The following is a 12,145-nucleotide window of genomic DNA, read 5'->3' on the forward strand; positions in this document are numbered from 1 at the left end:
TCACCTGGGCGACTTCTGCGACCAGCCCACCGAAGTGCGTTCCGCGTGCGCCCGATTCCTCGTGACTTTCCGTCGCGCGCGTGCGAACGCACAGCCATCCGGACCCGGATTGGCAGTGAATATGTCCGTTATGGGCAGATATCGCGCTGCGGGTGGGTTATGCCAGAGAGGTGACAGGGGTGTGACAGTGGGGGCGGGGATGGTGGGGAAACGGACGAGGGAGGCTTGGGGTGCGGAGACGTGAGTGGCGGCGGGGCGTTGTGGTGGCTGGGGATGGGGCGGCGATCGGGGTTCTGAGCTTGGGGGCGGGCCCTGGGATCGTGGTGGTTCCGGGAAACAATCGGCGGGCCCACCACTACGAAGGCCTGGCCCGAGGGCTCGCGGGGGCCCATGAGGTGCACGTGGTTGAGCGGCGTGGCCGTGGCGTGAGTGGGGCGCAAGGGGCGTCGTACGGCGTGGAGACCGAGGTCGACGATGTCCTGGCGGTGATGGAGCGGACCGGTGCGCGAATGGCGTTCGGGCACAGCTACGGCGGGTTGGTGGCGTTGCATGTGGGACTGCGGCGGCCCTTGGACGCGCTGGTTGCTTACGAGCCCGCGGTGAGTATCGAGGGGTCGTTCGACGCGAGTTGGCTGAACACGTTCACGCAGCAGCTCGATGGGGGACATCCGACTGCGGCGATGGCGACATTCCTCAAGGGCACGGATCTGCTGCCGTACAAGGCGACCTCATTGCTCTGGGCAATCGCATTCCTGATGCTGCACGGGTCCGGCGGGCGCGAGACGCGGGACATGATGCCGACGACACCGGCCGAGATCGGGGAGATCGTGCGCCTCGACTCCGATGGCAGCAGGTACGCCGGGATCGCGTCGCGGGCTCTTCTCCTCGGTGGTGAGAAGTCGCCCGCGTACCTGACCGGCATCCTCCCGCGCCTCGCCGCGATCATCCCGAGCGCCGAGTACGCCGTACTTCCCGGTCTCGACCACAACGCGCCCGACGAGAACGCGCCGGATGATGTGGCCCAGCAGATTCGCCGTCTGATCGTCCGTGCGGAGCGGCCGCACGTGGAGCACGGGGCGCCGATGGCCGTCCGGCAGGCGCGGATTCATCGGGATTGACGATGGATCAGGTGGGGTGGACATTCTCTGTGTGAGCACGGCCGAAGAGGACGCCCAGGCGTTCGCCGATCTGTTCCGCGAGACGTACCTGCGGTTTCACCGGCGCGACGGCAAGCGGAACGAGCTGTCCGGCGCGAGCCGGGCCGTCCTGCAGCACCTTTCGCAGACCGGGCCGTTGACCGTCGGAGACATCGCGCTGCATCTGGATCGTGCGCAGTCGGTCGTCAGCGACATCGTGACACAGCTCGAGTCCAAGGGTGTGCTGGAACGCGAGCGCGATCCGCAGGACCGGCGCCGCACGCTGGTGTGGCTGTCGCCGGAGGGATTCGCCGTACTGCGAGCCGATCGCGACGTACTCAGTGTCGCCGCGCTGGCCGAGGCGTTCGCCGTACTGCCATCCGGCGAGCGCGACGTGCTGCTCACCACCCTGTCCCATCTCGTGCGATCGAACGGAGCCGAGCGATGACCATGACCACCACCTGCGAGAGTTGCAGTATGCCGATCGAGAGCGGCCACTACTGCGCGTACTGCATCGATGCCGACGGCAACCTTCAGGACTTCGAGACCCGGTTCGCGTCGATGGTGTCCTGGCAGCAGCGCCGCAACCCGGACGACCCGCGCGAGAAGATCGAGGCCGACACCCTCGCCTACATGGCGACGATGCCGGCCTGGCGCGACCACCCCCGCCTGGCGGACCACTGAGTTCAGCGGTAGGGGCGGAAGGTACGGCGCAGGTCGTCCGTCCACTCGCCGGGGAGCTCCCACGGGATGAAGTGGCCTCCCTGCGGATGGGCGGTGAGGTTGACGTGGTTGTACCAAGCCGCGCGATCACTGCTGAGGAAGTTCTGGATGCGTTCCTCCGGCGTGTTGACGCCGGGTGGGTTCTCGTAGCCGACGAAGGTGATGCCGGTCGGGGCCTCGATCGCCGGCGTGCGGTCGTGCGACGACGTCCACGGGTAGCGGTTGTTGTTGGCGTACGTGCGGATCGAGGTGTCGATCGCGTTGCCCGCCCAGTAGATCGTAGCGTGGGTGAGCAGGTCGTCGTCGCTGAACGCCTTGTCGCCCTCGGACCAGCTGAGCCAGCGCTCGAGGATCCACGCGAGCATGCCGGCCGGTGAGTCGGCGAGGCCGAACCCGAGGGTGCTCGGATCGAGGACGTGAGTCGCGAGGTGGGCGGCGAAGCGGCGCTCGAACTCGACAATCCGATGGTGGACAATCGGCGGCAGGTTGGGTGGAATCGGGTTGCCGCCGCTCAGGTCCCAGCCGCGATCGCCGTTGAAGAATGTGAGCTTCAGCCCCGAACCGATGTGGATCCCGTAGAGCTCGTCGGCGTACTTGTGCCCGAGTTGTCCGGTCACCAGCGCGCCGACATCGCACCCACCGGCGGCGTACCGCTCGAAGCCGAGCACTCCGGTCATCAGCTCGTGCCAGACGTCGGCGATCTTCCAGAAGTTCATGTCCGGCTGGTTCGTCAGCGGCGTGGAGAACCCGAACCCGGGCAGCGACGGCACGATCACGTCGAACGCGTCGGCCGGATCACCGCCGTACGACGCCGGGTCCGCGAGCGGATCGATCACCTTCGACCAGTGCCAGAACGTCCACGGCCAGCCGTGACTCAGGATCAGCGGGATCGGCCGCGGCCCGACGCCGGCCTTGCGCATCAAGTGCACGGGTACGCCGCCGACGTCGACGCGGTAATGCTCGTACGCGTTGATCGCCCGCTCCGCCGCCCGCCAGTCGAACCCGTCGGCCCAGTACTCGACCAATGCCTGCAGTTGGGTACGGCGTACGCCGTAGAAGCCGTCGTCGTTCCCGACGTCGAGCGGCCACTTGGTCGCGGTGAGCCGGCGGCGCAGGTCGTCGAGGACCTCGTCAGGGACATGGATCGGTGTGGGCTCCAGGGGAAAGCCGGTCATGGTTGCTCCTCAGCGGCGATCTCGGTCAGCCGGGTCAGTACGTGGACGGAGCCCGCGAGTACGGCGCGCTCCTCGGGGGTGAGCTGGTCGACGAGGCGAGTGAGCTTCGCGACCCGGTTCGCATGGCGGGAGCGGACGATCTGCCGGCCCGATCGAGTCAGCGACAGCAGCATCGCCCGCCCGTCGCCCGGATCGGGGCGGCGTCGCAGCAGTCCGTCCTGCACCAGCTTCGCGACCAGGCTGGTCAGGGCGGGCTGCTTGAGCTGCTCGGTCGCCAGCAGATCGGTCAGGCGCAGCGGGCCCTTGCGTGACAGCGTGTGCAGCACCGACAACGTCGAGAAGTTGATCCTCCGCACCGACGGCAACCGGATGAAGATCGTGTTGAAGTCCTCGATCACCGTGGTCAGCCGATCCACATCCAACCCGTCCGCCATGCCCTGAACTATATCAATCTTCGATATAAGCGAGCAGAGCGGTCCCGGTTGCCGGGGCCGACAGGCCGGCCCTCAGGCGTCGATGGGGTGCCATTCGGGCTGACCGTCGTGGGTTTCGACGTGGCCGAAGGGGACGTCGGCGAAATGGATGCCGAAGCCGAGCGTGTCCGGCTGCGAGAGTTCCTTGATCAGGCGGTGGCGGTGTGCGGTGGAGAGGGTGCGGTCGTGGTCGGGCGCGGCCCACCATTCCGGGCGGGCGATCTGGATCGGCGAGTGCAGCGCGTCGCCGAACGCGATCAGGCGCCGGCCGGCCGCCTCGACGACGTACGCCGCGTGGCCGATCGTATGACCGCCGGTCAGCTGGACGCGGACACCGGGGAAGATCTCGTTGCCGTCGGCCACAGTTCGCACCCGGGGGCGCAGTACGTCGAGGATCTCGCGGCTCGTGCCTTCGGCCTCGGCCAGTTCGGGATTCGACCACTCGGGCTCCGTGAGCAAGTAATCGGCATGGGCGAACGCCGGTTTGTCGCTGCCCGGTGCCGGGTGCCAGGCCCAGCCGAGGTGGTCGACGTGCAGGTGGGTGAAGGCGACCGCCTCGATCTCCTCCGGCTTGCGGCCCAGTGCGACGAGATTGTCCAGCAGCGCGCCGCCGCGAATCACGCCGATCGGGTTGCCGGGTGTGGCCGGCCAGGCATCCGGTCCGAAGCCGGCGTCGACGAGCAGCGCGCGTTCGCCGTACTCGATCAGCAGGCCGCCGAGGCTCCCGGCCAGGTGGCCCGTGTCGTCGACGTACTCGGGATGTCGGGCCCAGGTCTCCTCGGTCGTCTCCGGGAACCAGCCGTGCGGGACGAGTTGGACGGCGCCGTCCGGCACGTAACTGACCCGGATCGGGCCGAGGTCGACGGAACGGAGGCGGGCCGGGCGGCGGAGGCGGTCGCCGGATGCTGTGGTCATCGTGCGCTCTTTCGTCGAAGGCGGATCGAACGCCGACGACGATAAAACATCTGACTTGAAAGATTCAAGCTATAAATATTCTGGCTTGATGAATAAGGTAGGGTGCGGGCATGACGAGTCCGGAGGCCGCCGAGCGGCAGCTGTGTGGGCTGGTGAACGGGCTGTCCCACCAGATCGGCGAGCACCTGCGGGCGCGCGCGGTGAAGCTCGGCCTGACCGCTCCGCAAGCGACCGCGCTGCGCGAGCTGTCCGGCCCGATGACGATGGGCGAGCTGGCCGAGCGGATGAGCTGCGAGCCGTCGAACGCGACGTTCGTGGTCGACAAGCTGGAGAACCAGGGCCTGATCGAACGTCGCCCACACCCGACGGACCGGCGGGCGCGTCACCTCGTGCTCACCACGAAGGGGACGGCGCTGCGCGCCGACCTGCTCGAGCTCCTCGCTCAGGAATCACCGCTGGCCGGCCTGAGCGCGGCGGAGCAGAACACGCTGCAGCAACTCCTGGACCGGGCGATCACCAAGCGCTGAGCTGCCCAGGCGCGTGTGTCACTTGGTCAGGACGATGCCGGAGACGGCGACGTCCGTGTCGCCGGACTTCAGGGTGAGGGCGGCCGCCGTGGTGGCGTCGGGGAGGTGACCGGTGAAGGTGATGGTGCCGTGTTCGGACCCGCCGGCGGGGATGCTACCGGGCCACCGGCTGCGTGAGGCGTCGGCGCGCAGAGCGTTGCCCTCGGCGCCGGTGAAGGTGGCGTTGCCTTTCAGAGGCAGTTTGACCGCCTGCTCGCCGGTGTTCTTGACCAGGAGGTCGACGCGGGTGAAGTGGCTCGTGTAGGTGACGTTCTGGACGGTGACGGTGAGACCGTCGACGGTCTTGGCGACGGGTTTGATCAGGCGGGCCTCGCCGGACTCGTTGCCGGTGAGGTAGCCGCCGACGTACTCCGCGCCCGCGGTGAGGGCGAAGCCGCCGACACCGACGCCGACGAGTACGACGACGATCGCGACGACGATCGACACATCGAGCCGGCCGGCGGCGCGGCCTTTCGGTGCGGCAGCGTCGAGGAGGGCGACGATCATGGCCAGGACCAGGGCGATCGCCGGTGGGACGAACCAGCGCAGCGCGCCGCCGGGGCCGTCCGCGAGGAACGTGACGATCAGGTTGATCACCAGGCCGAGGACGATCACCGCGCCGGCGATCAGCAGCACGCGAAGGAGGCGGACCGTGCCGACCTCCTCGGAGCCGTCGTCATCGGGCCCGACGCGGTCGGTCGGCGGGAGGCGGTCGGGCTGGTGCGCTCGGCTGGTATCGGGCCAGCTGGCCGACTCGTTCCAGCTCGGCTGTGCGGCCGGTGAGTTGTCCTGGTCCCACGGAGAGTTGGCGGGCTCGGAGTTGTCGGACGGGTAGGCGGCCCAGGGGGCGTCTTCGTCGGTGCCTTCGTACGACGGTTCGTCCGGGAAGAGCGGGAAGTTGCCGGGGGCATCCTCCCGGCGCGGGATGTCCGGCGGGGCCGGCGGCGGCGCCGCGTCGTCGAGCGACCCGGAGCCCGCAGACCCGAACGGACTCCCCTCAGCCTCGTCAGCCACAAACGGACCCGGCTCCGACCCGTGATCCGCGGGGGTGAAGGGCCCGGCGTCCGACGTGAACCGGCCGGCCTCTGACTCGGGGTCGGCGGGGGTGAAATAGCCCGGCTCCGACGAGGGGGCGAAGGGGCTCGGGCGGTTGGCGTCCGCGGGTGGGGTTTGGCGTGGTGAGGTGAGGTCCGCGGGGATGAAGGGGGATGGGTCCTCGGGGACCGGGCCGGGTGCGTCCGGGGCAGCGGGCGGTGTGGCGGGCCCTGGACTGCCGAACTCCGCGGGTGGTGGGACCGCAGCGGTGGGCGGCGGGGCGGCAGGCGCGGAGGCCGCGGGGCCGGGAGCGGAGGCGGCAGGGCTCGGGGCGGGCTCCGCCGGGGCCTGGACCGGCGTTTCGTGGAACGTCAGGACCGAGCGGCCGATGTGGATTCGGTCGCCTTCGGTGAGGGGGGTGGGGGAGGCCAGGCGGCGGCCGTTGAGGCCGGTGCCGTTGCGGGACTCGTCGTACAGGGTCCAGGTCGTGCCGGTGCGGCCCAGGCGGGCGTGGATCCGGGAGATCTGGTCGTCGGCCTGCAACCGGATGTCGGCGTTCGAGGCACGCCCGATCGTGATCGTGTCGCTCTCGGCCGGCAGCGTCCAGCGCTGCGTGCCGAGTGACAGCGCGAATTCGGTTTCCACTCACACCCCAGCCCGGCAGCCAACCCGTCTGCGCGATTCTGCCCGCAGCATCGGCGATTGGTCCAGGCCACCCCGTCCTCGACCTGCGTGATGTTCCCGACTTTGTCAGCTCAAAGGCCGATTTTCTCTGTAATCGCGCGATGACAACGCGGTCATTGTCCGAGTCGTGCCAGCGGCATCGGAGCGCCTTGCCCGGTGATCGGCGCGGGCATAGTGTCCGTCCGCGCGATCCATCGGCGGCCGATTGAAAGGCGAGGGCAACAAACCGGTGGATAGGCCGGAGGTCCCAGGCAGAGGTGGTGCACCTGCCTGCAGTCCGGCGAGGCGCAACCCGCCCAGCACCTTCTTCGCGAAGGGACCACATCCATGGTCTTGTTTCAGCGTTCCCGCACGCCAGCTGCCGTTCTCGCGGTCACCAGCCTCGCGGTAGCGGCGCTCGCCGGATTCGGAACCTCAGCGGCCGGAGCCGCGCCGAATGCGGCACCACCTCCCCGGCCCACGCAGGCACAGTCGAAGGCGTACGCCGCCGACGCTGCCTCCTCGCTGGTCGCGAACCGGCCGGCCGGTCTGCATGCCGGCAAGGACGACAAGTTCACCGCCAGAGCGGTGATCTCCGAGCCGTCCGGCCTGCAGTACGTCCCGTACGAGCGCTCGTACAAGGGACTCCCGGTCGTCGGTGGTGACTTCGTCGTCGTCACCGACGAAAAGGGTGCGGTGCAGGCCACGTCCGTGGCCCAGACCACCGCCGTACCCGACCTGTCGACGTCCGCCAAGGTCACCGCCGCGGACGCCAAGGCGACCGCGACCAAGCAACTGAAGCGGGTCGACTCGTCGACCACGCCGACGCTGGCCGTGTACGCCCTCAACGGCACGCCGAAGCTGGCGTGGCAGTCCCGTGTCACCGGGAGCAACGGCAAGGAGCCGTCGAGCCTGTCGGTGTACGTCGACGCGCAGAGCGGCAAGGTGCTCGGCACCCAGGAACACGTGATGGCCGGCAACGGTACGGCGGCGTACAGCGGACCGAGCCCGGTCCACCTGGACACCACGCTGTCCGGCAGCACGTACTCGATGAAGGACCCGAACACCACCAACCAGTCCTGCCAGGACGCGGCGAACAACACCACGTTCTCCGGCCCGGACGACAACTGGGGCAACGGCAACGCGACCAGCAAGGAAACCGGCTGCGTCGACGCGCTGTTCACCGCTCAGACCGAGCGGCACATGCTGACCGACTGGCTCGGCCGTAACGGCTTCGACGGCAACGGCGGCGGCTGGCCGATCCGCGTCGGCCTGAACGACGAGAACGCGTACTACGACGGCACGCAGGTGCAGGTCGGTCACAACACAGCCGGCGGCTGGATCGGTTCGCTGGACGTCGTGGGTCACGAGTTGGGCCACGGCATCGACGACCACACGCCTGGCGGTATCTCCGGTTCGGGCACGCAGGAGTTCGTCGCCGACACCTTCGGCGCGGCCAGCGAGTGGTACAGCAACCAGGCGTCGGCCTACGACCCGCCGGACTTCCTCGTCGGTGAAGAGGTCAACCTGGTGGGCAGCGGCCCGATCCGCAACATGTACAACCCGTCGGCGGTCGGCGACCCGAACTGCTACTCGAGCTCGATCCCGGGCGCCGAGGTGCACGCCGCTGCCGGTCCGGGCGACCACTGGTTCGTCCTGCTCTCCCAGGGCAGCGGCGGCTCGCCGAACGTCCCGACCTGCAACAACTCGACGGTCACCGGCCTGGGCATCCAGAAGGCGATCCGGATCATGTACAACGCGATGCTGATGAAGACCAGCAGCAGCTCGTACCTGAAGTACCGGACCTGGACCCTGACCGCGGCCAAGAACCTGTACCCGGGCAGCTGCACCGAGTTCAACACCGTGAAGGCGGCGTGGGACGCGGTCAGCGTTCCGGCGCAGTCGGGCGACCCGACCTGCAGCAGCAGCGGCGGCGTCACGGTCAACAACCCGGGTAACAAGACCGGCACCGTCGGTACGGCGATCACGCCGTTCACGCTGACGGCGACCGGCGGCACGGCGCCGTACACCTGGTCGACCACCGGCCTGCCGGGCGGCGTCACGATCGGTTCCTCCACCGGGACCGTGTCCGGCACCCCGACCGCCAGCGGCACCTTCAACGTCACCGCGACGGCGACCGCGAGTGCCGGTGGTTCGGGCAGCACGTCGTTCACGATCACCGTCGGTGGCACCGGCGGCTGCTCCGGCCAGAAGCTCGGCAACCCGGGCTTCGAGACCGGTACGGCGACGCCGTGGTCGGCGTCGACCGGAGTGATCGACAACACCGCTTCCCAGCCCGCGCACAGCGGGACCTGGAAGGCGTGGCTGGACGGCTACGGCAGCACGCACACCGACACGCTGAGCCAGTCGGTGGCGATCCCGGCCGGGTGCAGCGCGACGCTGTCGTTCTACCTGCACATCGACTCCGCCGAGACCACCACCACGACGCAGTACGACAAGCTGACGGTGAAGGCGGGCTCGACCACGCTGGCGACGTACTCGAACCTGAACAAGGCGAGTGGCTACTCGCTGAAGTCGTTCAACGTGTCGTCGTTCGCCGGTCAGACGGTGTCGATCAGCTTCACCGGCACCGAGGACAGCTCCCTCCAGACCTCGTTCGTCATCGACGACACGGGCCTGAACCTGAGCTGATCCCAGCCTGACGACACCGGCCGCCGTACCCCAGCCAGGGGTACGGCGGCCGGTTCGTTCGGGTCAGTTGAGGATCATCCGGGGTTCGCCGTTGGTGAGGCCGGGGGCGGCGATGATGCAGGTGCCGCCGCGGTTCTGGGTGTAGGTCTGGCGGACGCAGGAGCGGAGGGCGAGCTGGGCCCAGTAGTTGGGGTGGAGGGATTCCTGGATGTAGTAGTCGGAGCCGATCGTCGTGACGGTGCGGATCTGGTTGATCCACTCGGTCTTGTCGACCGCGGTCGGCTGGGTCCAGGAGCTCAGGCCGACCTCCTCGTAGAGGCCGACCGTGTTCTCGCACAGGCGGCGGCCGTTGAAGGCGGACTGGAGTTCGAGCAGTCGCGTGTTGGTCAGGCCGGACTGGCCCATCGCGGCGCGGACCGTGGTGTTGATGGTGTTGAGAGCGGTGCTGTTCGCCCAGTCGGCGTCGGAGTTCCAGAAGCCGCAGCCGCCGACGCTCTGCCGGGTATAACCGCTCTGCCCGTACCGGAACCCGCTCGCGGCCGGGATCGGCGACGGGTAGGTCTGGACGAGCAGGGTCCACGCGTTGTCGCCGTACCCCGCGTTCCGCATGGCGGTGCGGACGTTCTGGAAGGCGGTCGCGATGCGCCCGCGTACGGCGGTGACGTTGGCGGACGTGAAGTTGGCGACGACCGACGAGTCGTCCTTGCAGTAGTCCGGGAACCACGACGGCGACGTCAGGAAGTCGGTCACGCACGACGTCACGATCGACGCGAAGTTGAAGTCGTTGCCGCCGATCGAGACGACCACCTGCGTGACGTTGTGGCCGGCCGCGAACTGCTGCAGCATCTTCGCCTGGCCGAGGTGCCCGGCGCCGTCGTCGTAGAAGTCGATGCCCGGCTTGAAGTCGTCACCGATACTGGTCGTGGTGCGGGCGCCGGAGCAGGCCAGGTCCAGCCCGCCGACCCCGCCGCCGATGTACGCCTCCGCCGACTGGCTGCGGTGGCACTTGGGGATCAGCTCGGCGGTATGGCTCGCGTTGTCGTGATAGGCATGCGCGCCGAGCGCGTCGGCCGGTGCCTCGGAGTTGTTCGAGCTCCCGGCCCACCGGCCGGCCTCGCCCGAGATGTAGGAGTCGCCGACGGTGACGACGTACGGCGTACCGGACCCGGGACCGTCGGCCATCGCGGGGGATGCGACCAGGCCGAGCCCGGTCATGGAGAGCACAAGGATCAGGGACACTCGACGCCAAGACGAAAAGGTAGAGGTCGAAATTCGCACCGGAAGGCCTCTCTCGCCGGAGTTCGGTGATCGTCAGGACCCCCCACCCGATCACCGTCGGCAGAAATGTACTTCCGGGTAACCACTCACCGGTAGACCGAGAGTGCTGACACCTTTGCGCCCTGTCACCGCCGTGTCAGTACTCTCGCGCCGGGCTCAGCCGCCGAGGTCGAGCTTGGCCGGGTAGCGCGGCTCCCACCACGCACGCCAGCGGGCGTCGAGTTCGGTGCGGTCGGTGTCTCCGTAGAGGCTGAGGACGGCCATCGTGGCGCCGTCAGGTTTCTGGTCACCGGGCGGGACGTGGCTGAGCACCAGCAGACCGTTGCCCCAGGCATCTACCGTCAGGCCGATCTGGTGCTCGGAGGTGTACCAGACCTCGCCCTTCACCTGCTCGCCGACCAACTCGAGTTCGTAGGAGCTGCCGGCGGGGCCGGGGGAGATGCCGAGCTCGGCCATCGGGGAGACGGGGCCGGTCCCGGAGTAGAACAGCGTATGGCGGGCTTCGCCGGGGTGGCGTTCGACGGCGAACCGCAGCTGGTTGAGGAAGGTCGTCCAGCCTTCGGTGACGTCGTCGTAGTACGCCTCCCACTTGGGGTCGGCGCCGCGCGGAGCCCGGGTCAGCGTGATCCGCGCGCCACCTTCGACCGGCTCGACCACGAACTCGTCGCCGTTGCCGAGGGTCAGGGTCGTGCCCTCCTCGACTGCGCGGGTGAAGTAGATGAGGTCGATCTCCTCGTCCAGGCCGCCCTCGGGGCCTTCGTACTCCCAGCCGTGCCAGTGCCGGATCTTCTGCTTGTCGCGCAGTGCGTCCCACACCGCCTCGACGGGCGCCGCCACGGTCACCACGATCTGTGGCCTGTCCTCGCTCATGAGTCTCCTTCGGTACGACGGGGTGCGGGGTGGCCGCCCGCGATCAGCCGATACGGGCGCCCACCCTCGGCATCGAACTCGGCGACCGTCCGTCGCACCGCCTCGGTCAACGCGTCGGTGAAGGCGTGCACGTCGCCCGGCTCGGCGAACCGCACCTCGGCCTCGAGGGTGAAGGTGAGCAGCCGCTTGCCCTCGGCGTCGGCCGCGCTCTGCATCCGGGCCACGTCCCGAACGGTGCCGGAGGCAACGTCCACGAGGTGCTCGGCGGCGTACTGGTCCTGGATCTGGGTGAACCCGCGACCCATCACAGCCGGGTCGACCACCAAGATCGCGGCCGACGCGCGCAGGATCCGCTCGGTGAACCCGCGCCGCTGCCGCTCCTCGACCAGCTCGACCAGGCCGGCCTTCTCGAGCTCGCGCAGGTGGTAGTTCACCCGCTGGCGCGGCAGCTCCAGCACCGCCGCGAGCTGCGTGGCCGAGGAGGGCTCCCGGAGCAGCTCGAGCAGCCGGCGCCTGATCGGCGACAGCGCCATCCGCACCTTCTCCGGCTCCTCGACATACCGCAGCATGTCTCCAATCTCCACTTGACAGAAAAATCTGTCAAGGGACCGCCAGGCCATTCCAATGACGACCCCATGAACGCCTGCCCGCTGGGGGAT

Annotated in this window: 12 protein-coding genes; 5 read left to right on the forward strand and 7 right to left on the reverse strand. The window is 68.8% G+C overall.

The window, feature by feature from the left end:
* Positions 1-323: 323 nt before the first annotated feature.
* From OG555_RS22235 to OG555_RS22245, 3 genes are read left to right on the forward strand one after another with little or no spacing between them, the layout of a single operon-like run.
* Positions 324-1,118, forward strand: a complete 795-nt coding sequence (locus OG555_RS22235) for an alpha/beta fold hydrolase (protein WP_329484855.1) — start codon at positions 324-326, stop codon at positions 1,116-1,118.
* A gap of 31 nt (positions 1,119-1,149) precedes the next feature.
* Complete coding sequence (locus OG555_RS22240; RefSeq protein ID WP_328523453.1) at positions 1,150-1,584, forward strand: MarR family winged helix-turn-helix transcriptional regulator; 435 nt, start codon at positions 1,150-1,152, stop codon at positions 1,582-1,584.
* Positions 1,585-1,613: 29 nt separating this feature from the next.
* Positions 1,614-1,820, forward strand: coding sequence for a hypothetical protein (locus OG555_RS22245; RefSeq protein WP_329474441.1), 207 nt, complete (start codon positions 1,614-1,616; stop codon positions 1,818-1,820).
* A gap of 2 nt (positions 1,821-1,822) precedes the next feature.
* Here OG555_RS22245 and OG555_RS22250 read toward each other — a convergent pair whose 3' ends face one another.
* From OG555_RS22250 to OG555_RS22260, 3 genes are all read right to left on the reverse strand, one after another.
* Entirely contained in the window at positions 1,823-3,034 is a 1,212-nt protein-coding gene (locus OG555_RS22250) for an epoxide hydrolase family protein (protein WP_329474442.1), read from the reverse strand.
* Positions 3,031-3,468: a MarR family transcriptional regulator gene (locus tag OG555_RS22255; protein ID WP_329474443.1), complete on the reverse strand. Its 438-nt coding sequence runs from the start codon at positions 3,466-3,468 to the stop codon at positions 3,031-3,033. Before OG555_RS22255 ends, OG555_RS22250 begins: the two co-directional genes overlap by 4 nt.
* A 72-nt stretch (positions 3,469-3,540) precedes the next feature.
* The gene (locus OG555_RS22260; RefSeq protein ID WP_329474444.1) at positions 3,541-4,422 is read right to left on the reverse strand and encodes an MBL fold metallo-hydrolase; all 882 of its coding nucleotides are present in this window, start codon (positions 4,420-4,422) and stop codon (positions 3,541-3,543) included.
* Between the two features lie 110 nt (positions 4,423-4,532).
* On the opposite strand from OG555_RS22260, the gene OG555_RS22265 reads away from it, so the two are divergent.
* Positions 4,533-4,949 (forward strand): MarR family winged helix-turn-helix transcriptional regulator, encoded by a 417-nt coding sequence (locus OG555_RS22265; RefSeq protein WP_329474445.1) that lies wholly within the window; start codon positions 4,533-4,535, stop codon positions 4,947-4,949.
* 18 nt (positions 4,950-4,967) lie between these two features.
* Here OG555_RS22265 and OG555_RS22270 read toward each other — a convergent pair whose 3' ends face one another.
* Complete coding sequence (locus tag OG555_RS22270; protein ID WP_329474446.1) at positions 4,968-6,668, reverse strand: FHA domain-containing protein; 1,701 nt, start codon at positions 6,666-6,668, stop codon at positions 4,968-4,970.
* A 366-nt stretch (positions 6,669-7,034) separates the two neighbouring features.
* On the opposite strand from OG555_RS22270, the gene OG555_RS22275 reads away from it, so the two are divergent.
* The gene (locus tag OG555_RS22275) at positions 7,035-9,338 is read left to right on the forward strand and encodes a M4 family metallopeptidase (RefSeq protein WP_329474447.1); all 2,304 of its coding nucleotides are present in this window, start codon (positions 7,035-7,037) and stop codon (positions 9,336-9,338) included.
* 63 nt (positions 9,339-9,401) lie between these two features.
* Here the strand turns inward: OG555_RS22275 and OG555_RS22280 are convergent, their stop codons facing one another.
* The 3 genes from OG555_RS22280 to OG555_RS22290 all read right to left on the reverse strand — a co-directional run bounded on the left by OG555_RS22280 (position 9,402) and on the right by OG555_RS22290 (position 12,055).
* Positions 9,402-10,553, reverse strand: a complete 1,152-nt coding sequence (locus OG555_RS22280; protein ID WP_329474448.1) for a hypothetical protein — start codon at positions 10,551-10,553, stop codon at positions 9,402-9,404.
* Positions 10,554-10,772: 219 nt separating this feature from the next.
* Positions 10,773-11,486 (reverse strand): SRPBCC family protein, encoded by a 714-nt coding sequence (locus tag OG555_RS22285; RefSeq protein WP_329474449.1) that lies wholly within the window; start codon positions 11,484-11,486, stop codon positions 10,773-10,775.
* Positions 11,483-12,055, reverse strand: a complete 573-nt coding sequence (locus OG555_RS22290; protein ID WP_329474450.1) for a helix-turn-helix domain-containing protein — start codon at positions 12,053-12,055, stop codon at positions 11,483-11,485. Before OG555_RS22290 ends, OG555_RS22285 begins: the two co-directional genes overlap by 4 nt.
* Between the last annotated feature and the right edge of the window lie 90 nt (positions 12,056-12,145).

It is taken from the genome of Kribbella sp. NBC_01484, assembly GCF_036227145.1.
Classification (GTDB): domain Bacteria; phylum Actinomycetota; class Actinomycetes; order Propionibacteriales; family Kribbellaceae; genus Kribbella.